The 26,293-nt window shown below is 49.1% G+C and carries 22 protein-coding genes; 8 read left to right on the plus strand and 14 right to left on the minus strand.

Annotation, left to right across the window (positions count from 1 at the left end; all coding sequences use genetic code 11):
• Window positions 1-2: 2 nt before the first annotated feature.
• The 10 genes from had to bcrC all read right to left on the minus strand — a co-directional run bounded on the left by had (window position 3) and on the right by bcrC (window position 13,463).
• Window positions 3-1,070, minus strand: coding sequence for a 6-hydroxycyclohex-1-ene-1-carbonyl-CoA dehydrogenase (gene had, locus IT233_01565; protein ID MCC7301306.1), 1,068 nt, complete (start codon window positions 1,068-1,070; stop codon window positions 3-5).
• Complete coding sequence (locus IT233_01570) at window positions 1,067-2,329, minus strand: thiolase family protein (GenBank protein MCC7301307.1); 1,263 nt, start codon at window positions 2,327-2,329, stop codon at window positions 1,067-1,069. Before IT233_01570 ends, had begins: the two co-directional genes overlap by 4 nt.
• Window positions 2,330-2,333: 4 nt before the next feature.
• Window positions 2,334-3,809: a hypothetical protein gene (locus tag IT233_01575; protein ID MCC7301308.1), complete on the minus strand. Its 1,476-nt coding sequence runs from the start codon at window positions 3,807-3,809 to the stop codon at window positions 2,334-2,336.
• Window positions 3,784-5,613 (minus strand): 2-dehydropantoate 2-reductase, encoded by a 1,830-nt coding sequence (locus tag IT233_01580; protein ID MCC7301309.1) that lies wholly within the window; start codon window positions 5,611-5,613, stop codon window positions 3,784-3,786. Before IT233_01580 ends, IT233_01575 begins: the two co-directional genes overlap by 26 nt.
• A gap of 1 nt (window position 5,614) precedes the next feature.
• The gene (locus IT233_01585) at window positions 5,615-6,829 is read right to left on the minus strand and encodes a 2-hydroxyacyl-CoA dehydratase (protein MCC7301310.1); all 1,215 of its coding nucleotides are present in this window, start codon (window positions 6,827-6,829) and stop codon (window positions 5,615-5,617) included.
• A 2-nt stretch (window positions 6,830-6,831) separates the two neighbouring features.
• Window positions 6,832-8,577, minus strand: coding sequence for an AMP-binding protein (locus tag IT233_01590; GenBank protein ID MCC7301311.1), 1,746 nt, complete (start codon window positions 8,575-8,577; stop codon window positions 6,832-6,834).
• Window positions 8,574-9,413: a benzoyl-CoA reductase subunit D gene (locus IT233_01595; GenBank protein ID MCC7301312.1), complete on the minus strand. Its 840-nt coding sequence runs from the start codon at window positions 9,411-9,413 to the stop codon at window positions 8,574-8,576. Before IT233_01595 ends, IT233_01590 begins: the two co-directional genes overlap by 4 nt.
• 90 nt (window positions 9,414-9,503) lie before the next feature.
• Window positions 9,504-10,925 carry a benzoyl-CoA reductase subunit A gene (locus IT233_01600; protein ID MCC7301313.1) on the minus strand — a complete coding sequence of 474 codons (1,422 nt, stop codon included), beginning with the start codon at window positions 10,923-10,925 and terminating at the stop codon, window positions 9,504-9,506.
• Between the two features lie 35 nt (window positions 10,926-10,960).
• Window positions 10,961-12,262, minus strand: a complete 1,302-nt coding sequence (gene bcrB, locus IT233_01605; GenBank protein MCC7301314.1) for a benzoyl-CoA reductase subunit B — start codon at window positions 12,260-12,262, stop codon at window positions 10,961-10,963.
• Window positions 12,263-12,299: 37 nt separating this feature from the next.
• Complete coding sequence (gene bcrC / locus IT233_01610) at window positions 12,300-13,463, minus strand: benzoyl-CoA reductase subunit C (protein ID MCC7301315.1); 1,164 nt, start codon at window positions 13,461-13,463, stop codon at window positions 12,300-12,302.
• Window positions 13,464-13,559: 96 nt separating this feature from the next.
• Here bcrC and IT233_01615 point away from each other — a divergent pair, with 96 nt between their 5' ends.
• From IT233_01615 to IT233_01640, 6 genes are read left to right on the plus strand one after another with little or no spacing between them, the layout of a single operon-like run.
• Window positions 13,560-14,174 carry an NTP transferase domain-containing protein gene (locus tag IT233_01615; protein ID MCC7301316.1) on the plus strand — a complete coding sequence of 205 codons (615 nt, stop codon included), beginning with the start codon at window positions 13,560-13,562 and terminating at the stop codon, window positions 14,172-14,174.
• Window positions 14,171-14,953: an XdhC family protein gene (locus tag IT233_01620; GenBank protein ID MCC7301317.1), complete on the plus strand. Its 783-nt coding sequence runs from the start codon at window positions 14,171-14,173 to the stop codon at window positions 14,951-14,953. Before IT233_01615 ends, IT233_01620 begins: the two co-directional genes overlap by 4 nt.
• Complete coding sequence (locus IT233_01625) at window positions 14,932-15,669, plus strand: SDR family oxidoreductase (protein ID MCC7301318.1); 738 nt, start codon at window positions 14,932-14,934, stop codon at window positions 15,667-15,669. The genes IT233_01620 and IT233_01625 overlap by 22 nt, the downstream gene beginning before the upstream one ends.
• 10 nt (window positions 15,670-15,679) lie before the next feature.
• Window positions 15,680-18,475: a molybdopterin-dependent oxidoreductase gene (locus IT233_01630; GenBank protein ID MCC7301319.1), complete on the plus strand. Its 2,796-nt coding sequence runs from the start codon at window positions 15,680-15,682 to the stop codon at window positions 18,473-18,475.
• 1 nt (window position 18,476) lies between these two features.
• A complete protein-coding gene (locus IT233_01635; protein ID MCC7301320.1) occupies window positions 18,477-19,409 on the plus strand; it encodes an FAD binding domain-containing protein in 933 nt (310 codons plus the stop codon).
• Complete coding sequence (locus IT233_01640) at window positions 19,406-19,942, plus strand: hemerythrin domain-containing protein (protein ID MCC7301321.1); 537 nt, start codon at window positions 19,406-19,408, stop codon at window positions 19,940-19,942. Before IT233_01635 ends, IT233_01640 begins: the two co-directional genes overlap by 4 nt.
• Here the strand turns inward: IT233_01640 and IT233_01645 are convergent.
• From IT233_01645 to IT233_01655, 3 genes are read right to left on the minus strand one after another with little or no spacing between them, the layout of a single operon-like run.
• The gene (locus tag IT233_01645; GenBank protein ID MCC7301322.1) at window positions 19,932-20,669 is read right to left on the minus strand and encodes a Crp/Fnr family transcriptional regulator; all 738 of its coding nucleotides are present in this window, start codon (window positions 20,667-20,669) and stop codon (window positions 19,932-19,934) included. The genes IT233_01640 and IT233_01645 overlap by 11 nt on opposite strands.
• A 51-nt stretch (window positions 20,670-20,720) precedes the next feature.
• The gene (locus IT233_01650; GenBank protein ID MCC7301323.1) at window positions 20,721-22,106 is read right to left on the minus strand and encodes a tryptophanase; all 1,386 of its coding nucleotides are present in this window, start codon (window positions 22,104-22,106) and stop codon (window positions 20,721-20,723) included.
• Complete coding sequence (locus IT233_01655) at window positions 22,096-22,551, minus strand: hypothetical protein (protein MCC7301324.1); 456 nt, start codon at window positions 22,549-22,551, stop codon at window positions 22,096-22,098. Before IT233_01655 ends, IT233_01650 begins: the two co-directional genes overlap by 11 nt.
• A gap of 156 nt (window positions 22,552-22,707) precedes the next feature.
• Between IT233_01655 and IT233_01660 the strand changes: the two genes are divergently transcribed.
• Together IT233_01660 and hemN are read left to right on the plus strand one after the other, a co-directional pair.
• On the plus strand, window positions 22,708-23,142 hold the full coding sequence (locus IT233_01660; GenBank protein ID MCC7301325.1) for a 6-carboxytetrahydropterin synthase: 435 nt from the start codon (window positions 22,708-22,710) through the stop codon (window positions 23,140-23,142).
• The gene (hemN, locus tag IT233_01665) at window positions 23,130-24,488 is read left to right on the plus strand and encodes an oxygen-independent coproporphyrinogen III oxidase (GenBank protein MCC7301326.1); all 1,359 of its coding nucleotides are present in this window, start codon (window positions 23,130-23,132) and stop codon (window positions 24,486-24,488) included. The genes IT233_01660 and hemN overlap by 13 nt, the downstream gene beginning before the upstream one ends.
• On the opposite strand, the gene IT233_01670 is transcribed toward hemN, so the two are convergent.
• Window positions 24,472-26,232, minus strand: a complete 1,761-nt coding sequence (locus tag IT233_01670; GenBank protein MCC7301327.1) for a hypothetical protein — start codon at window positions 26,230-26,232, stop codon at window positions 24,472-24,474. The two genes, hemN and IT233_01670, sit on opposite strands and share 17 nt — an antisense overlap.
• Window positions 26,233-26,293 lie beyond the last annotated feature (61 nt).

The raw sequence follows: 26,293 nt of genomic DNA on the forward strand, positions 1-26,293 counted from the left end.
TTTCAGTTTTTAAAATCCGGGACTAACACCGAGCGCCGGGTATATTTATGTTCAAGTGTATTCTTAAATACGGTATTAATTTCCGACATAGGAAATGTCTGAATGAAGGGTGCTATTTTCAGTTTATCCTTCGCCACCAGGTCCAGCACTTCAGGGTAGAGTTCTGCACGGCAGCCCCAGGTTCCGATGAGTTTCGCATCAAAAGCCATCAGGTTGCTGAGCCGAACATCTACTTTGTCCATTGTGAATCCCACCACAGAGAATGTGGATGCAAATGTAAGCAGATTGAAGGCAAGCTCCTGCCCGGGTTTCGTTCCTGAGAATTCAAATATTTTCCATCCGAATTTCGGGGCGTTGATGCTTGCGGCAAGTTCCTTGACTTTATCCTTTACCCCTTTAATATCCAATCCCTTTGTATTCAGCACTGCATCGGTACCATTTTCAGAAGCGATGCGTAATTTATCGTCATTGATGTCCAGGGCGATCACCTTGGCCCCGGCAATTTTTGCCAGCATAGCGCCGTAGATTCCCACCCCTCCTACGCCGATCACAAGGGCCAGGTCTCCGGCTGAGAGTTCCGACTTTTTTACCACCTGATACGGAGTAGATATGGCATCCGCAATTACAGCCAGATGCTCCAGGGGATATTTCCTGAGTACTGCCTCCGGTACCTCACACAGGAAAGCCGATGGCACCTTAATGTGCGACGCGAATCCGCCATGGAAATCGTTACCCGGCATCAATTGCTTCCGGCAGATGTTACTTCGTCCGTTTTTGCAGAATTCGCATTGCCCGCAGGGAAGAACGGCAGGGATAATGACCGACTTATGCATCCACGCAGGATCTCCGGCGACCACCTTGCCGCTTATCTCGTGTCCGAGTGTAAGAGGAAGCGCATGCTTGGTTTGCACGCCACTGTGCCAGAAGCTTAAATCGGTATGACATACGCCGCAACCTGCGACTTTAACAACCACTTCGCCCGGACCCGGGACGGGTAATTCTGCAGATGCGAGCCGGAATTCTTTTCCCAGCTCTGCCATTTGCCATTGATGCATTTTCTCTGTGCTCATACTGCGGGATTTTCTAGAAGGATCGCCGTACCCTGGCCTCCGCCGATGCAGGCAGTGGCGATCCCATATTTTACTTTTCTGATTTTCATTTCTCTGGCGAGTGTCAGCGAAAGACGCACACCTGTAGCTGCCAGCGGATGTCCGATGGCGATGGCGCCACCATTTACGTTGAGCTTCTCTCTGTTGATGCCCAGCTCTCTCTCGCAACCGATTACCTGTGCAGAAAACGCCTCATTGATCTCAAAGAGTCCGATCTCATCGAGATGCAATCCTGTTATTTCCAGCAGCAGGCGGATGGCAGGAACAGGTCCTAATCCCATTTCACGCGGATCAACACCCGCACTGGCGCCTGCAACGAGGCGTGCCAGTTTATTCAAATTCCTGCTTTTAATTTCATTGCCGGATGCGATAATCAGGGACGCAGCTCCGTCCACGATACCTGAACAATTCCCCGCGGTAAGAATTCCCACCTTCTCAAATACCGGCCGGAGGGGTGCAAGATTTTCCATGGTGGTGGCTCGTACATGTTCATCGCGGGAAAACCCTTCAGCGCCTGCGGGCAGTGAATATTTTCGTGGTTTCAGATCCTGGCGTTCAAAGGTGCCACTGCTTACAGGAACAATTTCCTCCTCAAAAAACTTTCTGTCGCGCGCCGCGAGGGCACGCGCGAAGGAAAGTGCAGCGAATTCATCCGCTTCCCTTCTGTTAATCTTATAACGCCGCCCTACATTTTCCGCGGTAAATCCCATGGGATAACCGGCGGCGGTATCGTCTAACGCTTCCCACAACATATCTTTGAAAACAGGCCGCCCTAACGGATAACCCATTCTTCCGCCGAAATTCACCGTTGGAGCCAGCGACATGTTCTCTGTTCCCACGCATGCAATAAGTCCTGCCTTCCCAAGTGTGATCTGCTCGCCGCCCGTTACCAGTGTTTCAAATCCCGAGCCGCATATGCGTTGAACCATTAAGGCGGGAACCTCTATAGGAATACCGGTAAATAGAGAGATATGCCGCGGCAGAAAATAGGCATCAGCAGAACTTTGGCCGATGTTGGCAGCAATGAGCTGGTCCACCTCCGCCGCTTTTACGCCGGCCTTTTGCAGGGCCGCATTAACAGCAATAATACCCAGGTCCGTGGGCGAAACCTGACTTAAGGTGCCGCAGTATTTACCAAAACCTGTTCGCGCCCCGTGAACAAGAAAAATGTCATCAAAGCTGATGCCTACACCTTTGGCCCTGTTAAAATAACCCTTCATTCCCTTACTGCTTGATCGTTATATGGTAAGGGTCAACGGAAACTTCACATTTCCATCCCGGAACAAGCTGGAGCGTAGACTGGTTGATCAGCGTGAGATATCCGTTCCGGCCGGCACAGGCCGTAGTATGATGCGGAGCCCACCCTACCCCGAAGAGATTCCGGTTGGCAACCCATACACAATTGGTGGCATCATCCACCACCACGCTTCGGGGCTGGTGCCCGGTATAAATGGCGGTAATCAGCTGATTCGTATTCAGATCAATTACGTTTACAGAACTGGTGGTAACCTGATTCGCTGTATCCTCCATACACGGTACAAACACATACGGATTCACATCCGAGAAGGCCATCACCTGCGGAACGCCGCTGGTAGGGATTACCTGAAGAAGGCTGTCGTTCGATGCCTTAAAAATTCTCAACTCATTGGTCCCCTGACACGTCACGTAATATTTTGAATAATCCGGAGAAAATTCAACGTCGTAGGGTTTATAGATACCACTGGTGTTGGGGAAATCACCGGTTTGCAGCACCACCTGTGAGATATCGGGGTTGAAAGGATCGGTCATATCCACTCTGTAAATAAAATTTCCCTGCTGGCAGGTGATATAAGCCAAGGTACCATCATAGTTCATGGCGTTGCCGTGCGGATAGATAAATGTTCCGCTGCCCTCATACGTTACAATAACCTGCATGGTATTCAGATCAAGGAGTGCCACCTTTCCGTCCGAGGCAAGATGTGAAGCAATGGCATACTGGGAATTGCCGGATATAGAAAGGGAGTGCCAGCTGTAAACACCCAGATTAAGCTCGCCCACCTTAACGTAGTCGGAGGTTCTGAATTTCTGGAAAATATCACTGACATAATAAGACACATACAGGTACTGATTATCGGGGGAAACATACATATCGTGCGGCGCTTCCGTTGCAGGCAGGTTTCCGAGATCAATGCAGCGCATGGCCAATCGCGATGAAGCATCGAATACGGTGAGAAGGTCGCATCCTTGGTTGGCCAGAAATATTTTTCTCCGGTTTGGCTGGTCAGACCACTTTACGAATCCGGTTTCATCCGGCGCACCATTGGCAATCCAGTCACGCAGGGTCATGACCTCTTCACGGGTCAGGGCCGGTTTGTTGTAAGGCATGGTTGGACTGAGCTGAGGGCCCAGATCGCTGAAAGTGTTCACCGCAAAAAGGAGGAAGCTCTGATCCGGCCGAAAAGGTATTACCGCGGAATTATTCCGGCTGCCGCGAAACAATGCTTCCCAGGACGAGAGATCCAGGCCGGCACAGGCGTCTTTGCTTCTCTGATCATGACAGCCGGAGTTAGCGCAGCGGTTAATCAGGATCTTTCCCACTTCGTGCGGGTATCCGTAATAATCCGCAGTACCCGTATCCCTCGTGCAGCCATGAAACAAGGCGGCAGATCCGATCAGGAAAAAAGCCATCCACCTGCTACGACCTGATGTAAGCTTCATCATTTTCTTTCGTGCTTTTTTGATCTGCTCTTCTGGCATACAATGCAGCACCCAGTGAAACAACGAACTGGGGCTGATCCGCAATTGTTACGGGGATATTGATCTTTTCCTGAAGTAATTTTGCCAGGAGCGGGTGATGGGCGACAACTCCGCCAATCATCAGCACGGGAAGTTTAGGATCAATTCGCATTTTCACCACCCGGTTAAGGATGGATACATAGATTCCCCTGGCGATATCTTCAATGGGCATTCCCTCGAAAAGCCAGCTCATGACCTCTGTTTTTGCAAACACAGTACAGAAGCTGTTCAGTTCACGCCCGAAACTCGATTTCAGTGCGAGGTCGCTCATATCCTGGATACGGATGTCGGCCCGCTCCGCAATCTCAGTAATGAAAGATCCGGTGCCGGCGGCACATTTATCATTCATTATGAACTGATCAATGGAGCCATCCTCCTTGCAGCGAATGATCTTGATATCCTCACCCCCCACATCAATAATAGTCTTCTGTCCGGCCAGACTTTTTTCCGCACCAACAGATGCGCAGTTCAATTCTGTTTTCACCAGATCCGCTGCCGGCAGATGGCGGCGTCCGTAACCGGTTGCACAGGTTCGTACGATGGGAAATTCCTTTTTCAGTGTCTCGATAACATGCTTTACGGATATCTTTTCCCTGTTCAGTGTTTTCACTGCCATCCGGAACACCACACGTTCCGAAGAATCAATGATCGTAAATTTCGTGTAGGCCGAACCCAGGTCGGCACCTAAGAAACAATCTCCTTTCGGAACCTGCTTCTCTTTGCCGTTGGCCACCGGGGTGATATTTGCAAGAACCGCCTGCCGTGTGCTCTGAACGCTGGAAGAAATGCTTTTTCCGCTGATGGCTTTCACCATATTAGTAAACGTAAGATTCAGCGAGGTCCGGATGTAATGCTTCCGGCCATACTCAACAATTTTCCCATTCAGATAATCAATCTCCGTAGGCCGGTTATTCAGCAAATCCACCGCAAGGGAAGGGAAATGGTTTCCCGCCTTTGCAAGATACCGGAGGCATTTCCGGATAAAATCGTCTTCGAACTTGATTTTTTCCGACTCTGCCACTTCCACCGCCTCCTCGATAATTTGCTCTGCAAGTTCTACGGTATCCGGGTTGCTCATCGCTTCTTTGATGGTGAGCCGTCCGACGGCGCACAAGGCACTCAGCGACGAATTCAGAATGGTTTTTTCCCAGGAATACTTCAGGATCTGGAATGAAGTGACCGGGGTGGTCTCCAGTTTAACCTCACTTAGCCTGGCTGAAATAAACTCCGCCTGATCCCGCCGGGAATCATCCATGGATGCCAGGTAATTCGGCGGATTAAAAAATGTAACATTTGTAGATCTCGGGTCTGTGAGGTTTCCGGCAAAATTGATCACCATCCGGAACGTGCGCCCCTCTCCCAGCACAGAAGATATCATCTTCTCCACATCAATACCATTCATGGCACACACCACGCCAGCGTCTCCGAGATCCAGCGCCTCCACGTCACGCACTGACTGCGGCAGCTGCGTTGTTTTCAGACAGAGAAATATGATCTGCGGTTTAAGATGGGCCAGTTCCTTCACGGAAGAGTAGACCTCCTTGAACTTTACCTTCCGGTTGATGGCGCCGGATAGCGTGATACCCTGATCGCGGATACTATTGATCTTGACCTTATCAAGATCACAAACGGCCACTTCAAGTCCGGCTTCCTGCAGATGTGCACTGAGGATCATTCCTACCGGACCCATCCCAACCACAGCTACCCTGTTTATTTTTGCCGCGCTCATATCAGCTTATTTCTTTTATACCTTCCAGTTGTTCAATAAAGGTTTCCAGTTTGGTTACCGATTGCCCCTCCGAATAAAATCTCAGATCACACAGGTCGCCTTCAATAACCAGGGAGGGAATTCCGGTAGCGGAGGAAAACCGCTGGGGCAGTCCGAATCTTGAATTGGAATTGTTAAAGCATGTTTTCGCATCATGAAATACCATTCCATCCACTTTATATTCTTCCGCAATGGATTTCAGCAACTGAAATTTAGCTTCCTCACTGCGGTTGATAAAAATAACGGTGTACGCCTCTGCTGATGAGCGGAAAGGATCCTTTTCATCGAAGGCATCGAACACCCAGCTATTGCAATAAGTAGATGCAACTACACTGGAATGATTTGCACAAAACAAATCGGAAAGATTCCGCAGTTTCCCCCATATCGGCATGCCGTCCCAATACATTCTGGTACGTTCTCCAGGAATCATTCCCAGTCCCTTCTTCACGTTATCATTCAGTTCCTGCAGCAATCCCCGGTAATACTCCACGGCCACATCTGTTCCGCGAAGAACAACGATAGGCCCCATATGAATTGCGCCATCAAAAAAACAAAGCGGTGCAGGTGTGTTTTTTGCAGTAGCCAGCACGTCTTTCCAGAGGTTGGTAGCTATTTTGCTTTTCTTCAGTACTTCACGGAAGCGGTCGATATCGAATTTTACGCCGCTGGTTTTTTCACAAACCGGTACCAGTTCCTCCATTTGACGCGCTACGTCGTCTATCTCACTTTGCGTAATGGCGCTGATATGACGGGGCGGGAAAATTCCCACAGAAGGACAATTAAAACGGGTTCCGTAATAGTTGAACCAATCCTGCACCTCTCTGCACTGGTTTGTATTGTAAACAATCAGATCCGGTTTCGGGATGGAAGGAAGACCATAATGCTTAGTAAGCGGGGTCTCTCCCTTCAAATACGCGCCAATATCGGAAGTAAGGTAAGAGCAGATATCACCCGCATATCCCATACTTACTGTTTCCGGGATGTACTCTCCGGCCAGCCGGGTTGCGCCAAGCAAAGCTCCGTGGTTTTCCGGGAAATAAACTTTGAACCCGAAGGAACGGAGTAATTCTGCAGGACCCACACTTGTACACCAGGCTACCTTTCCGGGTTTCAGAAAATCCGTGAAGTAGTCTTTCATGACTTTCTTCAGGTTGACCGTACTTTTTATTTCGTACATACTCATCGGGTAACCGGTGCCGGATTATTCACATCCGAATCAAGTTTAACAATAAACACTTCCTCGCTTACCGGGTGATTGGCCCCGTACATATTTTCAATATGCGCTTTGTATACGTCCTGAATCCGACCGGGCGCAATTTTCAGTGAAGGAGTAAGTGTGCTTTTCTCGATAGACAATTCATCATCAATAATCATGGCAAAACGGATCCGGGAAAACTTCTGGCTTACCAGGCAGTTTGCGTCACGCAGGCAACCCTGCAGACATTTCCCCAGCTCATCCATTGTGCGCGGGCAATAACATCCCTCATCAGGAGATTTTACATAATTCGGATTATTAAATAATTTCCGGTTGGGAAAAATAACGGCTACAGGATACTCTGTTCCACCTCCCACCACCATTGCCTGCATCACATAATGGCACTTCATCTGGATAATCTCCTCCATTTCGGTAGGGATCACCTTTTCTCCGTTTGTTAATTTGAATATCCTGTCTTTCCTGGAAATGAGTTTCAACCCGTTTGGAGAGATTTCTCCAACATCGCCCGTACAATACCAGCCGTCCGGGGTAAAGGCGCTTTCGTTGGCGCGATCGTTCTTGTAATAGCCCCTCATAACATTAGGACCCTTCACCTGAATTTCCTTTTCTGCAGAGAGGCGCACTTTTACACCCGGAATGGGAAATCCAACAACACCCGGTTCTCTTTTCTTGCCGGGGATGGTTAATGTACAACAGGGGGCGGTTTCGGTCAGGCCCCATCCTTCCATGACAGCGATGCTGTGACTTTCAAATTCATCGCTGAGCGTTCTGGGAAGAGGGGCTGCCGCCGTAAAAATAAATTTGAGACCCGACCGGAAGAAGAGGTCTTCCTTTTTTTTGTCGGAGTGAGCGAGTTCGGCCAGCGACTGATATACTTTTGGTACGCTGAAGAAAACAGTAGGCTTCACTTTTTCCCAGTTCTCAAGGATTTTTGCAGGATCCTTTCCGTAACCGGATTCGAGGTGAAGGGTTGCGGCGTTATAAAGTGCGGCGAAGAGTTCGAATATACCTCCAAAGCTGTGGTGCCAGGGGAGGTAAGAAAGAAAGCGATCCGTATGGTCCAGGTTCCATCGCTTGCACAACGCATCCTGCTGGGAAAGAATATTCCGGTGGGTGAGCTGTACTCCTTTGGGAATGCCCATTGTGCCGGAGGTATACATATTCAGACATATCTCATCCGGGCTGACCGTAGTATCCGGCTTGTCGTTTTCCCCAGGCACGGTTTCCAGCACGCTCTTCCATCCGGTGGTATTACAGGCAATGCCGGTAACGGTGTCGTCAAATACGATAATATGTCTGCACCTGGCAGCCTCTCCCAGTTGAGCAATCTGTTCTTTTCCTCCCACCGCAAGAAACGTAGCATCAGAATGCTCGAAGAGTGAGTGAAAAACGTGTGCTTTGAACCACGCAAAAACAGGAATGCAAACACCCCCCATACTCATTACCGCCAGTTCGGTCTGCAGCATCTGCACCGAGTTAGGAGCAAAAATCATGAGCCGGCTTCCGCGGCCGAAACCTTGTTTATTCAGAAATGCAATGATGCGGCAAACATTGGCATGAAGTTCCTTCCATGTGATTCCGATATAATCCTCTCCGAACCGGGAGGCAAATACCAGATGATCAGGGAAGCGGAGCGCATTATGCCCGAGCATACTTCCCACATTTGGAAATCGTAACTCGGGAGCCGGTTCCGAATGCATCTCGCTCATGCCGCAGCCTGTTGCTTATCGCGCAATTTCAGATAACGGAAACCACCCCACAATGCGGCACCGATGGCACCTGCATAGATCGCATCGGGATGCGTTTTGATTTCAAACTTTTTTCCGGTCTCATCCAACTGGTCACCGATTGCCTGAAGCATGCCCTTGTTGAGGGCCATACCTCCGGTGAGAACGATGGGCGACTCTGCCTTCAGAGAACTTAAAAGTTTAATGATACGGTTAGCGATCGAAATATGAATTCCCTTGATAATATCCGGAGTGGAAATACCGCGGGACACCATGTTAATGACATCTGTTTCAGCCAGCACCGCACAGATTCCGGAGGAAACTTCGGGCTCTTTCGACTGCAATGAAACATCTCCTACCTCTTCAATAGAAAGACCCAGGTATCTGGAAATATTTTCGACAAACTGTCCGGATCCTGATGCACATTGTCCGGTCATTTTATAGTCCTCTACTCTCGCATCGGAGGAAATCTTTACTGCGCGCACATACAGCGCACCCATATCTACCACTGTTTTCGCATCGGGGAAAAAGAAATTGGCTCCTCTGGCATGCGTAGTCATTCCGTAAAAGTGACCCTTCTTCCGCTTAACCAGGTCACCTTCTCCCGTGGAGGCGAGATAGGCAAGGTCCTCGTACTTCAACTTATTCCGTGTAAGCATAGACTGAATCATTTCATCGGCCACCTGTGTGGGGTTACGTTTACGGATTTTCTCGGTGACCTTGTCGATGATCTTCGGTTTGTCGGAATAATCTATGAGAACGCTTTTGATGAAGTTGCTGCCAACATCAATGCCAAGTGTCAGAATCTGCTTTGCCATAGTATTGAGATAATTTAGCTCTTGAATGTCTTTTAAAGTAACGCTTCGTGACAAAAAATATGTATGATCAGCATCATAATATGATTAGCGTCATGCTACCGCTTTTCCGGTTTTAGCTCCGGGCAGGTCCGCCTTAATGTTCCTGCGGGCGAACATTGCTCCGCCCAGGGCACCCATGAAGATACTATCCGTATGAATATTGATCTTAATATTATCCCCATAGTTTTCACGCACCAGTTGGCCCAGGTACTTAATGACCGCGGGGTTTCGGGCCACGCCTCCGGTGAAGGTGAATTCGTTAAACACACCACCGGACCGGGCGATAAGGGACATTGCCCTCATGATAATGGCTTTATGCAATCCGCCGAGGATATCGGCCCGCTTTTCTCCAAGGTTGGTAAGTTCTCTGAGTTCTGCTCCTGCGAATACCGTACAGGTTGAGCAGATGTTCACTTCCTTCTGAGCCTCCATGGCCAGCGGCCCGAGTTCATTCAGGGAGATGCTTAATTCATCTGCGATATAGCCCAAGTATCTACCGCATCCTGCGGCACAACGATCGTTCATCTGAAAGCTTGTTACGAGTCCGTATTTATCCACCTGAATGGCCTTGGTATCCTGTCCTCCGATGTCCAGTACGGTACGTGTTTCAGGGAATACAGCATGCGCTCCAAAAGCGTGACAGAGGATCTCCGAGCGGATACATTCCTGCGGAAAGGGAAGCAAAGCGCGGCCGTACCCAGTGCCGGTCATGTTCTCGATTTCAAAATCCAGTTCAGCGATATCATCAATATGTTTACGGAGCGTATCCGAAACATGGTCGAAATTTCCGCGCAGCAGATTCATCTCGGCGTCAAAATGCACGCTCTTGTTATCAAGCGAAGATTCCGGGAGGTTTTTGTATTTCTCTTTTAATTCATCCATTGCTTTATGAACGAGTTCCTTAAAGTCGAATTTGATTCGTTCATTTTCCGCCGGTGAAATACTTTTATCCCACACGGTCATCAGCGGTTCAAAAAGGGTTGCGTCCAGCTTATTGACCTCCTCGTTATATTTCTCTGAAACGATATCGCGGAAGAACTGATTCCTGGAACCGAGGTCGTTGTACAAATAATCATGTTTGATTTTCGGCTTAAAAGCGCGGCGAATGGCCCGGAGGTGATTCAGCATTGTTTCTCTGAGGGTCTTCTCCGTGAAGAAGTTGTCGCAGGTTTTCACCAGCTCCTCGCCAAGCCGGTCAAGTTTCACCTTGAATTGCTCATACTGGAACACACTCTCCAGGTCAGCAATGTATTTCCGGTATTCCGGCTTTGCCTTGATTTCATCTTCCAGGTTCTTTTTTAGAACAGAGAAGCGGGCATTGTAGGTGGCCTCATCGCGTGCTATATCTGCGGCAACAGAATAATTGGCACGTGTATTTGTGATGCCTCTGCCAATAATCTCATCCGCTTCGTTAATAATTACTGCTTTGGAAGTGGTAGAGCCGAGGTCAACACCGAGATAATATTTACTCATGACTGAATGTTTCTTGGTTAGTGAATGTTTAATAATCAGGCCTGCACCTGTTCCTGTTCCAGAATAATTTTCCGCTGTTCCAGCATCTGGAAATAAGACTCGAGCCGGTTTTTAATATTTGCATAGGAGAAATACCTCGGATCAACGAGATCCGATTCAATGAATCCCACTGGTACGCCCGTGCGCTGTTCGATCTCCCGCATGATCATCAGCTGCCCTGCGGAAAATGAATTACAACTCTTGATGGAATTAATCAGGAATCCGTCTGCCTTATATTCTTTTACATACTTTTCAATCAGATCCACGCGCTGCGGCAAATTCAAATTGGTGTAGCACCCCATACAATACGTTGCAATACTCTCCAGCGGCTTGGAAGGATCCTGACGGTAGCCCTGATCATATACACCTCCCACCTTGGTATAAGTAGAGGCCACAATCACTGCTCCCAAATCGTAGAATATTTTCCAGAACTCTCTGAAGTTGGTCCAGTTCGGAGGTCCTTCCACTACCAGCCGGAATCGCTCCTTCTCCATTTCTCCTTCAGGGGTAACCGGGAGCAGCTTTTTATCCGCCCGTTCTTTCACTTCCTTGTAAAGTTCCTTGTAATACTCCACACATTCAGGACTTCCACGGAACGACGTATTGATGGGGCCCATGTAATATACCCCTGCAAAGTATGCGTCAATCGGAGAAGGTTTATTCTTGGCCATCTCCAGGATCTTTACCCAATAGTTTTCCGCTTCTACTGAATTCTGCAGCAGGCCGGTGAGTTTTGCCGGGTCAAATTTCTTTCCTGTAACCTTTTCAAATTTCGGGATCACTTCCTCCTTCAGCTGCTTTACCATGTAATCGATCTGCTCCTGTGTTATTTTTCCGTCCTCCTGGTAAGGCGTGTGCAGCATGGCTACCTCTGCATTTGGGTAGAGCCGGTTCAGGTTTTCAAACCACTTAAGAAAGGTGAAACATCCGGTATAACTCAGGAGCAGAAGATCGGGCTCCGGAAGCTTCTCGCCCGTTGGACCGATGTTGCCGTTGAGGAACATTCCAATGTCGCATTTTACGTATGTACAAACATCTTCCGAATGTCCCACTTTTTCAGCGTCCTTGATATAACCGCCGGATTTCTTTCTCATGCCCGACTGCAGGGCATTGATCTCCGGATACACCGGGAGCATATCGAAGGCCATGATCAGTTCAATCAGGTTTCCGGGAACAAAGGTGTAGCAAACCTTTTTGCCGGTTTCCTTCGCCTTGCTGAGTTCACTGAATTGTTTCGCGAGCATCTCCTTCTGGATGACCATGCTCTTTTCCTTAACTGCTTCTTTTGGGTTTGCCATTTTCTAAATTGTTTTCTTCAGGAGATAACTCCTTATTTTATGACCAAAGCTTAATAGAATCCGAGAACGTTCCGGCCTGTTCTTTAATCACCTTGAACTGTCCGGTGTTCTCGTGGAACTGGAAATTCACATGTGGAATGCCTGCCGCATCACACTCTTTTTGCATTTCCGGGCGATCCAGCAGTGCGGGATCACAGAAGCTGGCAGCAGAGAATACCACCCCGTCGGCTTTGCGACGCTTGGCGAGCTCTACCAGTCTTTTCCCTTTGGGATTGCCCACATCATAATAGCAGGAAGCGAAGGTGCTCTGGTTTAGGAAAGCGTCCGTGATGGCTCCCAGCGGGTCGCTGCTTGTGTCGTTAATTGCGCCCTGGATCCATCTGGAACCCAGAATAAAATCATCATCCACAATATAACACCCTGCCATTTCGATGGATTTAATAAGCCCTACCGGAGGCTGTTCACAGAAGGAGCCGGAAACAACCACCCGGATATTGTCCATCTCCTCCCCTCTTTCCTTTGAGATATGTCCCAGTACTTCCTCCAGTATCACATTGTGTTCTTCTACAGGCATGGCAAGGCCGGCCCGCAGGACATGATAGGTATCCACTGCGGATAATCTCCAGGGGAAAAGCTGACGAATATCATATATCTCTTCGATTAGTTTCCGGTTCCGGTTAAATAAACCAATGGCTTTATTGAGAGCTTCCACGCTGGTTTTCAGCCCATTAACCTTAAATGTATCGTCCAGGATCTTTTCCAGTTCATGCCGGTAGAAAACACCACCGGTTTCCGGCGTGAAATTTTGCGGGTAATCAAAGTACCTCTGGAACTTACCTTTTTTCACCAGCTTGAACATTCCGGAAAGGTTTCTCACGCAATCGCAGATAGCCGGAAAAACGAAGCCGTCGAAATCATTGAGATTATTATCCAGTGCCATCTCCACAACACCGCGCGGAAGGTGGCAAATGTAGGACTGATAATAGGCATCGCCCTTAATGATTTGCTTTCGGTCTCCGGCACCCATCACTCCTACCGCAAGCCCATTGACAGCATGTACGATTTCACGCGGAAAATAGATAGGAAGATAGCCTACAAGCACGCGGTTTTTTGCCGCCGATTTCCATTGCTTTGCTTTTTTGAAATCCAGGTCAAAAGCGGTTTCTTCACAATAGTTCAACACCTTTTGTAACGCATCCATTTGATTCAGGTTTGTAACAAAATAAATCTTCCAGTGAAAATAAAACTATGAGCATCGTCATATATTTTTTTTAGTGGCGGGGGTACTTTCGTTCTGGTGGATCGGCAACCGGGCATATCGGATCACGGAGCGTTGATCCTGGCAGGTGGGCATTCGGAGCGAATGCAGTACCCTAAGGCTTTCTTATTATTAAAACGCCGTTGTTTGGCAGAACAGATAACCGATCAGTATCTGGAGGCCGGCATCTCCACCGTCTATATAGTTGTGAATCACCACCTAGTCGGAGGGGGGTGGGATGAATTTCTATCCCGGCTCTCCGGAAAGGCCCGTTTGGTTGTAAACCATGAACCGGATCTGGGGCGGTCACATTCCTTAATGCTGGGACTACGGCAGCTCAAAGATCATGACTTCTGCTTTCTTCAGAACGTAGATAATCCTCCGGCGGACCTATCACTGCTGAGCCGGATGATCCAATCGGCGAATCCGGATGGAATAACTGTTCCTGTATACCGGGGTAAGAGCGGTCATCCGATACTGCTTCCCCGAAAAGTACTCAATGACCTCCGGGGGCAGCCGGAAAAGGAACTCCATCTTCGTGAGTTTCTGCGAAGTTATCCCAGAACTGAAGTACAGAGCGAGGCGGATCATGTGCTTTGCAATCTCAATACGCGTGATGAATATTTCAAATACCTTCAAACAGTTTCTGCATGAATGATCTTTCAGCAGAGTTACAGAAGGCAGGCACCGATCCACGGGAGTCTGTGCTTTGCATTATTGTAGGGAAGAAAGGAAGCACGCCCCGGAAAGTGGGTGCAAAAATGATTGTGTTTGAGGACGGCAGCATACGGGGAACCATCGGAGGCGGGGCGCTGGAGGAGCACGTGATACGGGAAGCCATTGAAGTGATACGAAACGGGGAGTCCCGAACGAGCAGACATGATCTTCTGCACCAACACGGCATGTGTTGCGGCGGCACGGTGGACGTTTACATGGAGCCGGTTCAGAAACCATTGCGCCTGTATATCTTCGGAGCAGGGCACACCGGAAAAGCACTGGCCCATCTGGCAGTCCGTTCGGGTTTTGATGTTTACCTGGCAGATAACCGTTTTGACTACCTGCACGCGGTGGAAGAACCCGGAGTGAATAAAATGAATATTTTTTATGATCACACCCTGGCCTCACTTCCTTCCGATGAGCGCACATATGTGTGCATTATGACCCATGATCACACTTCCGACAGGGAAATCCTGTTTCAGTTCCTGAAGAAAAAAACAGCCTGGCTTGGCATGATCGGAAGCCGGAGAAAATGTGAGGTCACGCGGAAAATGTTTCTGGAAGCGGGGATCAGTGAAGTACAACTAAACAGAGTAGAAATGCCCGTGGGTATCTCCATTGGTGCGGAAGGACCGGAGGAGATCGCCGTAAGTGTGATCGCCCGGCTTATTGAAGTGAAGAACAAAACAAAAAAATGGAAAAAAGAATTGCGGTAATCACCGGAGCCGGTAATGGAATTGGCCTGGCGATCCTCCGGCGGCTGATTGAAGATGGCTATGAAGCCGTGGCCGTGGATATTGACGCGAAAGCGGGAAAGAAGCTCCTGGCATCCTTCGGCAAGAAGGACCTTCATTTCGCCAAAGCGGATATCGGTAAGGAAAAAACTGTAAAGGCGCTGTTCAGGGAAATAGTAAAAAGATACGGGAGGGTGGACGCGCTGATAAACAATGCCGGAATTATCCGTGACAACATGATCTGGAAAATGACTGCTGAAGAGTTTGATGCTGTGCTTGATATCAACCTGCGCGGCACCTGGCTCATGTGCAGGGAAGCAGCATCCGTGATGAGAGAGCAGCAGTCGGGGCGCATCGTGAACATCGCCTCCAGGGCCTGGCTGGGCAATGCCGGCCAGTCGAATTATTCCGCTTCCAAGGCGGGTGTAGTGGCACTTACCCGTGTGCTTGCGCTGGAACTGGGGAAAAACGGAGTACTTGTGAATGCGGTGGCTCCGGGACTCATTGACACACCGCTATCTAAAAAGCTGAAACCCGAAGTAAGGGAAAAGCTGATTCAGGCCCAACCTACCCGGAGCATGGGAAATCCGGAAGATGTGGCACAGGCGGTATCCTTTCTTCTTCACGAACAAACCCGATTCATCACCGGGCAAACCCTGTACGTAGACGGGGGTAAGTCCATTGGTGCCGGAATCTGAAACCTATCTCATGAAACACATTAAAGTTAAGATTAACGGAAAACAATACGATCTGCTGGCCGCGGAGCATGAAATGCTTTCGAGCCTGATTCGTAAGAAGGCCATGCTGACCGGAACCAAAGAAGGCTGCGATCAGGGAAGCTGTGGAGCGTGTACGGTTCTGCTCAACGGCAAGGCTGTTCTCAGCTGCATCACCCCTGCGATGCGCTGCAACGGTGCTGAGATTATTACCATCGAAGGCCTGGCAGAAAACAGCAGTCTTCACCCCCTGCAAAAAAAGTTTGCCGAAAAAGGTGCCGTTCAATGCGGATTTTGCACACCCGGTATGGTGATGACAGCCCTGGAATACGTTGAGAAAAATCCGACACCCACTCCGCTCGAAGTAAAAGAAGCCTTGTCCGGCAATGTCTGCCGCTGCACCGGCTATAAGAAAATTGTGGAAGCAGTACTTGAATATGCCAGAGAAAAACAGGCAGGCAAAGGTGAAAAGCAGAAGCCCCGCGTGATTCCGGGAGGAATCGGCGTACCGCGGCCGTATATCGAAGTAGAGAAAAAGGTCAGCGGCACGGCACGGTATGCCGATGACATTCACACGCACGATGCCCTCCATTGCAAATTTCTCCGCAGCACGCATCCGCATGCTCATATTGAAAAACTGGATATCAGTGCTGCGATGAAAATGCCCGGCGTACAGTACATCGCCACAGGACGGGAGCTTCCGATTCGCTTCGGGGTGTTACCGATTTCGCAGGACGAGACCGCCATGGCAGTTGAAAAGGTACGGTATACCGGAGAGATCGTAGCCGCAGTAGCCGCAGACACAGAGGAAATCGCTGCGGAAGCCATAAAAAAGATTAAAGTGACCTATCGTCCGATCACGGCATTCCTCAATATTGATGAATCTATAAACGATGCAGGTGAATCAGAAAAAATTCACAGCCACACCAAGTTTAATAATAACATTCATAAAAAGGCTGAGCTCCGGTTTGGAGATCAGAATGCCGGGTTGGCGGCCTCCGACCGGATAGCAGAAATGTCATTCGACTTCGAAGGAGTTAATCATGCATTTACCGAACCACATGCCGCCACAGCCTGGTGGGATGAGGGTGGCCTCACCATTATCACTGCAACGCAGGTACCCCACTATCTGCACCGGGCACTTGCAAAAGTACTGGAAGTGCCGCTCACCAGGGTGCGGGTGATCAAGCCAATAGTGGGAGGAGGATTCGGCGGAAAGAGCGACCCATTCCCACATGAAATAATCATCAGTCATCTTGCGCGCAAAACCGGGAAACCTGTGCGTGTACGACTCACACGGGAGGAAGTATTTCTGACCAATCACGGACGGCATCCGTCGCGCATGAAAGTGGCCATGGGAATGAGTCTCAAGGGAGAAATCAAAGCGCTGGATGCACAGATTGAGATTGACGGCGGTGCATACGGAAGTTTCGGAGTGGTGACCAGTTATTATAACGGCGTTTTACTGCAGGCACCTTACAAGATCGACAATTTTGGATTCCGCACCTTCCGGGTGTATACCAACAAACCTCAATGCGGAGCAATGCGCGGCCATGGAGCCGTCAATTCCCGGTTCGCAGTTGAAAGTCTGATGGATCAGCTGGCCAGTGATCTCAGCATCGATCCCTGTGAACTGCGTATGCGGAATTTTATAAGCGGCAACTCTACCACTGTAGGTCAATACCGCATCACTTCCAACGGAAGCCAGGAAGCACTCAAAACAGTGATGGAAGGCTCACAATGGAAAAAACGCTACGGCAAAATGCCGGAAGGAACCGGAATGGGTGTAGCCTGCGGATTTTTTATCAGCGGAAGCGCGCTTCCCATCATCTGGAATGAACTGCCGCAAAGTGTGGTGCATCTTAAAGTAGATTTTGATGGCCGGGTGGTGGTGTCTTCCGGTGCCAGCGATATTGGACAGGGCAGTGATACCATGCTGGCCATGGTGGTAAGCGAGGTACTGGGCATTGATTTAGAAAAAACCGCTGTGCTTGCCGCCGACACCCTGCTGACTCCCGTTGACATGGGAAGCTATTCCAGTCGTGTAACATTCATGGCCGGAAACGCAGCAAGAGAAGCGGCAGAGAATCTGCGCAATGAAATCGCCCATGCAGTAGCCAAAAAATTCCAGCTGCCTGTTGAAGAGATTGTTTTTGCTGACAATATGGTCTGCAGCAACGATCGAAAGGTGAAGATGACCTGGGAGGAAGCCATTGCTGTGGCTACGGCGGGACGGGGAGCACTCACAGTGAGCGGAAAGTATATCTCCCCGAAACTTGGCGGTGATTTTAAAGGCGCCGGTGCCGGACTGAGTCCCTCCTATTCTTTCGGGGCCTGTGTGGCCGAAGTAAAAGTGGATCTGGATACGGGCATCGTGAAGATTCTTAATGTTTGGGGAGCCCACGACTGCGGAAAGGCGCTGAATCCGCTTGCCGTAGAAGGACAGCTGGAAGGCTCATGGCATATGGGAATCGGTCAGGCTCTATCAGAGGAGATGAAATACCACAATGGCTTGTTGCTCAATAATAACTTTCTTGACTACCGCATACCGACCTCGCTTGACACACCTGACATCCATACACACATCATAGAAAGTCAGGATCCGGAAGGACCCTTCGGAGCAAAAGAATGCGGGGAGGGAGCTCTGCATCCGGTTATACCCGCCGTAGCGAATGCCATCTATAATGCCACCGGTGTCCGGATTACGCGGCTTCCGATTTCTCCGGAAGATATTCTCAGCAAACTAAGAGAAAAAAATTCACAGAATCCGATCTTAGAAAAAGCCTGATATGAGTCAAATAAAAACATACCTGACCCCTGTGCGTATTGAGGACGCCGTTCAAATGGCACATGAGAATGAATCTGATTTCAGATTCATTGCCGGCGGAACAGATGTAATGGTCAATAAGTTTCAGGGGAATGATGACACACGTTGCCTCATCGACATCACAGGTGTGGAGGAAATGCGGCAGATTCAGAAAACCGGTAAAAACCTCAAGATCGGATCGGTGGTTTCCCTTGAAGAACTCACCCGCCATCCGGAGATTGCCGCTAATGCCCCCTGGTTAAGTACCGCTGCGGCCGCTATTGCCAGTCCGGTGATCCGGAAAACGGCAACGGTTGGCGGAAATATTCTATGTGAAAACCGGTGTATTTTCTATAACCAAAGTGCCTGGTGGAGAGAAGCCGTAGGATTTTGCCTGAAATGCGAGGGAGATATCTGCATCGCTACCGGCGGCGCAAAAAAGTGCTTTTCACGCTTCGTTTCAGACCTGGCCATTCCGCTGATCAGCGTGAATGCGTCCGTAGAAGTGATTGAGTACGGAAGCAGTTACATTACCCCACTGGAAGATATTTATACCGGTGACGGACTGAAACCACACCACTTCAAAAAAACATCACTCATCAAGTCCATTCATATTCCGGCTCCGGAGGGAACAAAGGTTATTTTTAAGAAACTGAGAAAGAGGGAAAGCATGGAGTTCAGTTCTCTGACAACGGCCGTTGCACTTCAGCGTACCGGAAAAATAAAGCTGGTTCTGGGAGGCGTTGACCCCCGCCCCATCAGTGTTGAGGGGGTTGCCACAGAAAAGGATGAGCTGCTATCCGCAGTGCTCAAAAAAGCACGTATCGTGGACAATGATGTATTCAGCAGGGATTACCGCAAAAAAATGATCAGCGTTTTTATACAGCGAAGTTTTCATGAAATTGGACTTCTATGAATCATGATCCCGTACAATACCTCATGGATGAGCATGATATCATCCTGAAAGCGGTAAACACCCTGAAAGACCTGATTCGTTCACAGGAAAAGGATGAGCTGAAGGGAAACTCACTGCAAACACTGATCCTGTTCTTTCGCGAATATGCAGACCGTTATCATCATCACAAAGAGGAGGAGTTATTGTTTCCACTCTTAGGAGAAACTTCTCCCCTTCTGGAAGACGGCATCCTGAAGGAAATGCTGGAGCAACATGAGACCATGCGGGAAATGATGCGGGAAGCCTCCGCGAAGCTGCACAACGGAGATCTTTCCGGCGCACAGCAAAGTCTCGCGATTTACTCGGAAGCCCTGCTGGATCATATTGCTGTTGAGAACGACGAATTGTTCCAAATCGCAGCATCGCAACTCAGCAGCTCAGAGAAGGAAAAAATGTACTTCCGGTTTGAAGATATTGACCGTGAACTGGGAGAAACGCAAAAGCAGGATCTGGTACGTCAAATGGAACTGCTCGCCTCAGCGATCAGTCGGTAAGATTGGCGATGTGAACCAATGCATGGAAATCCAGAATACGGATCTTTTTTCCCACAATCTCAATGACCCCATTCTTCTGAAATTCCGATAATACCCGGATGGTGGTTTCTGTAGTTGTTCCCGCGATGGAACCAATGCTTTCCCTGGTGAGCACACAATTGAAAGTCGAATTGTCCGGCTCCAGTCCGATAAAATCTTTCAGCACCAGTAAAGTTTCCGCAATTCGCTCTTTCACATGTTTCTGGATCAGGTTCAGCGCTTTTTGCTCGGCTGCTTTTAAATCATTCGACAAGAGCCGTATTATCTGCTCGGCCAGCACCGGATTGCTTATTATCTTTAATTGAAAGGCGGACTTTGAAAAAAAACAGATCTGAGAATCCTCCAGTGCCGTGGCTGAAGCATGATAATGATCGTTGCTGAGAATGGCCCTGTAACCGATCACATTACCCTTCCGTGCCAGGCGAAGGATCTGCTCTTTCCCATCCTGTCCAAGTTTATGAATCTTTACTTTACCGGAATAAATGCAATAGAGACCCTGAGGATGATTCCCCTCATAAAAAATCATTTGGCCCTTCTTGTAATTGATCACAGTTTTCCCTTCCGACAAGGCCCCGAGTTCCGGCTTGGAAAGGGCGCAGAAAATGGACTGATGCGCTGATTCACAGCGGTCACAGGGTGGTATGTCCTTCAGAAAAACACTAGGCACGTCCAGGGCATTTGGTGGCACTAAGTTCCGTTATAATAACCCCTAAAAATATGACTTTTCTCAGGCTATGGCCTAGCCCGGATTCAGGGGGGCGAACTCTGAGGTGAAATGCCTCAGAAACTTCGGCTCGCGGATTATCTTGTAACCTGCTGTTTTTCCCTTACTTCTGAGCAGATTTCCGAAAACCTCGATAACGTATTCGATATGGCTTTGAGTATAAACCCGGCGGGGTATGGCCAGCCGGACCAGGTCCATCGGCGCAGGGATGAGCTGACCCTTCGGATCATACTTCCCAAACATCACTGAACCAATTTCTACCGATCGTATACCGCCTTCCAGATAGAGTTCGCATACGAGTGATTGTCCCGGGTACTCATGCACAGGAATGTGGGAGTAAAAAGCCCTGGCATCCACGTAAACGGCATGGCCCCCGGACGGCCTCATTACAGGAACGCCCATCTGATGCAGTTTCTCACCGAGGTAAGCTGTGCTCACGATCCGGTATTGAAGGTAATGCGGATCGAACACTTCTTTCAGACCGATCGCGATGGCTTCCATATCTCTGCCGGACAAACCACCATAGGTGGTAAATCCCTCGGTTATGATCAGCAGGTTTTTACATTTTTCTGCCAGGGTTTCGCTTCGCAGGGTGAGAAATCCGCCCATGTTCACCAACGCATCCTTCTTCAGACTCATCACGGCAGCATCGGCCAGAGAGAACATTTCCTGCGCAATGGCTTCATAGGATGAATTAGCGTATGCCTTTTCTCTCTCCTTTATGAAGTAGGCATTTTCCGCTACGCGGCAACAATCCAAAATAAAAAGCACGCCAAACTTTTTACAAATCGCTGCTACTTGCTTGGCATTTTCCATGCTCACGGGCTGCCCACCGCCACTGTTGTTTGTGACGGTAAGTATAACTCCGCCGATATTTTCCGCACCCCGCGCACGAATCTCTGACTCCAGCTTCGTACTATCCATATTCCCTTTGAAAGGATGGATCTCCTGGGGGCGAGATGATTCCGGCACTGCAATATCCAGTGCCTCCGCGCCGGTAAATTCAATATTTGCACGTGTAGTATCAAAATGCGTGTTGCTTAAAAAGCATTTTCCTTTCCCACCCAGTACCCCGTACAGAATCCGTTCCCCTGCCCTGCCCTGATGCGTAGGAAAAATATACGGCATCCCGGTAAGCTCCTTAATTGCTTTTTCCATCTTTTGCCAGCTGCGGGCGCCGGCATAGGATTCATCACCGTTCATAATACCCGCCCATTGCCCGGAACTCATGGCGGAAGTTCCGCTGTCTGTAAGAAAATCTATCATCACCTGCTCCGACTGAAGAAGAAAGGGGTTATAGTGGGCCTTCGCGAGATACCCTTCACGCTCCGAACGGTTAGAAATGCGGATCGGTTCCACCATTTTGATCCTGAACGGCTCAATAATCGTTTTATATTCCATGCTCAGTTGATTTCCAAATTTTCTTCCCCCCTGTCAGCGGGGTGTTGTCTGTCATTTTAATCCAGTCAGGACGTATGATCCACAGCTCGCCGGAAAACGCGCGCGCGAAAGGATAACGTCCGTAATAAGTGGATTGTGCTCTTTCCTTCTCCATATCCCTGGCAAGACTAAGCATTCCCGTGAACTGAATTCCTTTAATGATTCCCGGTAAACGGTTCTTCTCTACCACCGTTCCTGCCACCTGTGCATGCTTCAGGCCAACCTGTATATGATGCGTATGCAATTCCGATTTGAAAATTAAATACCCTGTTTCTTTCTGAAAGGCATAAAAACAGGAAGCGGCATAGGGTCGTCCGTCGTCCGACAAGGCAATCGTTAACTCACCCTGCACCGCCAGGAAGGAAATAATCTCCTTATCCATGGACAGGGTTTTTGCAGTTTCCACCGCCTGAAATTCCTACTCCTTCTCATATTCAGCAATGACACCGGTCATTCAAAAGGCCGAAAAACTGACAAGCATCAGGTTTTACTTTGTGTCCGGGGGCAGAATTTTGACCAATGTCATATCCTGCCACAAAAGGTCATAGGAACTTTGCGGGTCATGGGCAAAATCAGGATCCGGAAGCTCTATAAGTTTGAGGCAGCGCATTGTTTACACGGGCATGATGGTCCGTGCAAGAATATTCATGGTCATTCTTACCGGCTGAAGGTGGTGTTAGGTGGCGAACCCAGAACGGAGCCCGGGCATCCGAAGGATGGAATGCTGATTGATTTTTCTGAACTTGACCGGCTGATAGAAGGGTCGGTGCTTGCGCTGTTCGATCACGCCTTGATCCTGAATCAGTCGGATCCACTTGCATTGGGCAACATGGTTCGTTCCGTTGAAAAGGTTATTGTATTTCCCTTCCAGCCCACCTGCGAAAACCTGGTGTGTGAAATAGCCCGGAAACTTCAGCCGCTTTTACCTTCCCATGTAAAGCTGGAGCGGCTTGTGCTTTATGAAACTGCTAACGCTTCGGCTGAATGGATCCCCTGATCAAAAAATACAACGTTGCGGCTCCCAGGTACACGAGCTATCCGACCGTGCCCTACTGGGACAAGCAGGCTCCCCCGGTTGCAGAGTGGATCTTGCGTTTACGAAACTCGTTTGAGATCAGCAACGAAAAGGATGGCATCAGTGTATACATTCATCTTCCGTTTTGTGAAACACTTTGCACGTATTGTGCCTGCAACACACGAATAACGGTGAATCATGCCGTTGAGGTACCGTACATCGAAACGCTGTTGCGGGAATGGGAATTGTATCTTGAGGCATTGCCCGGAAAACCGGTTATCCGCGAGATCCATCTTGGAGGAGGCACCCCTACTTTTTTTCGCCCCGCGCATCTGCGCATGCTGATAGAAGGAATTATGCTGGGAGCGAAACATCATCCCGAGGCGGAATTCAGTTTTGAAGCGCATCCCGGCAATACAACCAGAGAGCACCTGGAAACGCTTTATCAGCTTGGTTTCCGGCGGGTGAGTTACGGCATTCAGGATTTTGACATCAAGGTGCAGGATGCGATTCACCGCATGCAGTCTATGGAGCAGGTACGGCAATCGGTAGAAATGGCCCGCCAATGCGGATATACATCTGTAAATTTTGATCTGATTTACGGGCTCCCGTTTCAAACAAGAGAGAGCATACGCACAACGGCGAACCATGTGCTGAACTTAGGACCCGACCGGATTGCTTTTTATTCTTACGCACACGTTCCATGGGTAAAACCCGGTCAAAGAAAGTTCACAGAAAAGGATCTTCCTGCAGACGAGGTAAAGCGTGAGCTTTATGAGATAGGACGGGAATTGTTTCAGAAGAACGGGTATTACGATATCGGGATGGATCACTTTTCTCTGGAACAGGACAGTCTCTTCCGGGCATCCTGCACAGGAAAGCTGCACCGTAATTTTATGGGATATACCCACAATTACACAAGGGTAATGATCGGGCTTGGTGTTTCCTCCATTTCCGACTGTTGGGATGCGTACGTTCAGAATTTAAAAACGGTGGAGGAATATGAGCAAACAGTACTGGCCGGAAAATTTCCTGTTCTCAGAGGACATCTCTTAGACGGGGAGGATCTTGTACTTCGCAAACATATTTTGAATATCATGTGCAGGTTCCGGACCTCCTGGGATCAGTCCAGAGACCAGTGTGAAGTTCTGCCGCTATGTATTGAACGGCTGGTACCACTTGAACGTGACGGACTGGTGCGGCTGGGTCCAAACAGTATGGAAGTAACACTTCGTGGGAGAACGTTTCTCCGAAATATCTGTATGGCGTTCGATGCGAAATTGTGGAGGGCGCTGCCAACTACACAGATCTTCAGTTCCGCAGTTTGATTTCCGTTTCGGAATAAGCAGCCGCATTAAAAGTAAGGGCGTTGAGTCCCTTCAGACCAGAATGAGAAAGTCTCTTTTTCAGCTCATTGTAATACTCCACGCCGGCTGCGAGATTTTCCGTGAAGCCTTTGCGGTCCCGCGGCTCCGACTGCTCCATATAATTCTTGTAGAGAGAAAACTCCTTTTCAAAAAAGTGCGGACGGAGAGGCGATAGAGGGATAGCTTTTCTGCCGTAGATATGATCCACCATTTCCTCCAATGTATAAGTGCCGGAAAAATATGCGAGATTGGGACCGGGGCAAATAGTTACCGCTTCCAGATTATGCGGTACCGGGATATTATTACACAGGAGGGCAGTAACAGAAAGTCCTTCACACAAACATTCCTTTTCCTCTATCTCCCGCATCATATTTTGCTTCTCCGTTTCACTTCCCGTTCCGCTCTGGATTTCCCGGCTCTTCTCATGAAGATACTGACGGGAAGAAACGCAGATGGGTTTATCCGTATATTCTGTGTTGAAGGACAAGAAACGCAGGTAGCACGGACTTCCGGGCCGGCCGGCCTGAATCCGCTCCTTGAGGTTCTTCTGTCCTGAGCTTTTCCGGAAATTATGGAAGGGCACTCCCAGCGGACTGGCATGGCTGATAAAATAATCTTCCGGTTTTGCCGCATTCAGATCAGCAATAGTACCGCGATCGACATTAGTGGCCTCCGGCACCAGAAGAAATGGACTTCCCCAGCCGGTTGAATCTGCGCCATAATATTCGCGCAGCAGATTGTCCTCAGCTGATGTACCAATTCCGCCCTGCACTGAGAGCCGGATGGTTTCATCCTCTGCCAGGGAAGGCTTTCCGAGGGTTTTAAGGGATTCATTACACAAACGGAACAACTCCGACTGAAGCCGCTCTCTTCCGGCAAGAAATTCTTCCAGAATCGGCCCCAGGAGCAAACCGTTGGTTGGAAATGCGTGCCCGCCGCAATTGAGGCCCGACTCCACTCTGAATTCGGAAACCCAAATTCCCTTTTTTGCCAGGAATCTTCCCTGAATATCGGCGGAACGGAAATCACTTACCTTAAGAATGATTCGTTTATTAATTTTCCCGTTCTTATCCGGAAAGAAGTCATCAAAGCCGGTGATGAATGAATACAGCCTGGGGTTCATACCCGCAGAGAGCACCACAGAAGAGCGGAGTGTGCTCATGCCAAAACCTTTGAGTGCGGCTGCAGCCAGTGAATATTCATAGGGGAGCACCTTACCCTCACGGTCGAAGGCCGGGGAGTCGATCTTGGTCATGATATTCACATCGATTGAACCCGGGGTAATAAATTCACGAAGGGCATCCTCTTCCGTTTTCCTCTTATTCCCGGTAAGATCAAGCAAGCTCATAAAGCGCTCGCGCAATTCGTGTCCGGAGGGCAGCATTCTGAAATACTTCATGATTTCCCTTCCCTCTTCGAAGGGTTCCATGCGCAGGCGGTTAAGCTGCTCGTCCACCATCTTTTTTAGAAGGTCGAGGTATTCCCTTACTCTTTTCCAGCGGTGGTCGGGATCTGATCCCGGAATAGGTTCATACGATTCCCGGCGCTGCTCCAGGTAATACTTTCGCATTTGCTCGAGCAGCTGATCCTGAATAATGGACACCACGGAATTGATTCCGAAGCGGGCTACTTTTACCGGTGTATCTACCGTGTAGCCCAAGCCCATTACCGGAATATGAAACGTATGTGGGGAAATCGCCTGCATACCGACCCTGCCTTAAAAAGGGTAATCCTGCAAAGTTAACGGTATTTGTCACATATCTATG

It is taken from the genome of Bacteroidia bacterium, from assembly GCA_020852255.1.
In the GTDB taxonomy this organism is placed as follows: Bacteria; Bacteroidota; Bacteroidia; order JADZBD01; family JADZBD01; genus JADZBD01.

Excerpts from the sequence above, each read along its gene's own strand:
- IT233_01640 (MCC7301321.1), top strand. The coding sequence starts at position 19,406 with ATGAATCATGATCCCGTACAATACCTCATGGATGAGCATGATATCATC.
- had (MCC7301306.1), bottom strand. The coding sequence starts at position 1,070 with ATGAGCACAGAGAAAATGCATCAATGGCAAATGGCAGAGCTGGGAAAA.
- IT233_01580 (MCC7301309.1), bottom strand. The coding sequence starts at position 5,613 with ATGAGCGCGGCAAAAATAAACAGGGTAGCTGTGGTTGGGATGGGTCCG.
- IT233_01670 (MCC7301327.1), bottom strand. The coding sequence starts at position 26,232 with ATGCAGGCGATTTCCCCACATACGTTTCATATTCCGGTAATGGGCTTG.
- IT233_01600 (MCC7301313.1), bottom strand. The coding sequence starts at position 10,925 with ATGAGTAAATATTATCTCGGTGTTGACCTCGGCTCTACCACTTCCAAA.
- IT233_01620 (MCC7301317.1), top strand. The coding sequence starts at position 14,171 with ATGAATGATCTTTCAGCAGAGTTACAGAAGGCAGGCACCGATCCACGG.
- IT233_01635 (MCC7301320.1), top strand. The coding sequence starts at position 18,477 with ATGAGTCAAATAAAAACATACCTGACCCCTGTGCGTATTGAGGACGCC.
- bcrC (MCC7301315.1), bottom strand. The coding sequence starts at position 13,463 with ATGGATGCGTTACAAAAGGTGTTGAACTATTGTGAAGAAACCGCTTTT.
- IT233_01625 (MCC7301318.1), top strand. The coding sequence starts at position 14,932 with ATGGAAAAAAGAATTGCGGTAATCACCGGAGCCGGTAATGGAATTGGC.
- hemN (MCC7301326.1), top strand. The coding sequence starts at position 23,130 with ATGGATCCCCTGATCAAAAAATACAACGTTGCGGCTCCCAGGTACACG.
- bcrB (MCC7301314.1), bottom strand. The coding sequence starts at position 12,262 with ATGGCAAACCCAAAAGAAGCAGTTAAGGAAAAGAGCATGGTCATCCAG.
- IT233_01570 (MCC7301307.1), bottom strand. The coding sequence starts at position 2,329 with ATGAAGGGTTATTTTAACAGGGCCAAAGGTGTAGGCATCAGCTTTGAT.
- IT233_01575 (MCC7301308.1), bottom strand. The coding sequence starts at position 3,809 with ATGATGAAGCTTACATCAGGTCGTAGCAGGTGGATGGCTTTTTTCCTG.
- IT233_01590 (MCC7301311.1), bottom strand. The coding sequence starts at position 8,577 with ATGAGCGAGATGCATTCGGAACCGGCTCCCGAGTTACGATTTCCAAAT.
- IT233_01660 (MCC7301325.1), top strand. The coding sequence starts at position 22,708 with ATGGGCAAAATCAGGATCCGGAAGCTCTATAAGTTTGAGGCAGCGCAT.
- IT233_01650 (MCC7301323.1), bottom strand. The coding sequence starts at position 22,106 with ATGGAATATAAAACGATTATTGAGCCGTTCAGGATCAAAATGGTGGAA.
- IT233_01595 (MCC7301312.1), bottom strand. The coding sequence starts at position 9,413 with ATGGCAAAGCAGATTCTGACACTTGGCATTGATGTTGGCAGCAACTTC.
- IT233_01630 (MCC7301319.1), top strand. The coding sequence starts at position 15,680 with ATGAAACACATTAAAGTTAAGATTAACGGAAAACAATACGATCTGCTG.
- IT233_01585 (MCC7301310.1), bottom strand. The coding sequence starts at position 6,829 with ATGTACGAAATAAAAAGTACGGTCAACCTGAAGAAAGTCATGAAAGAC.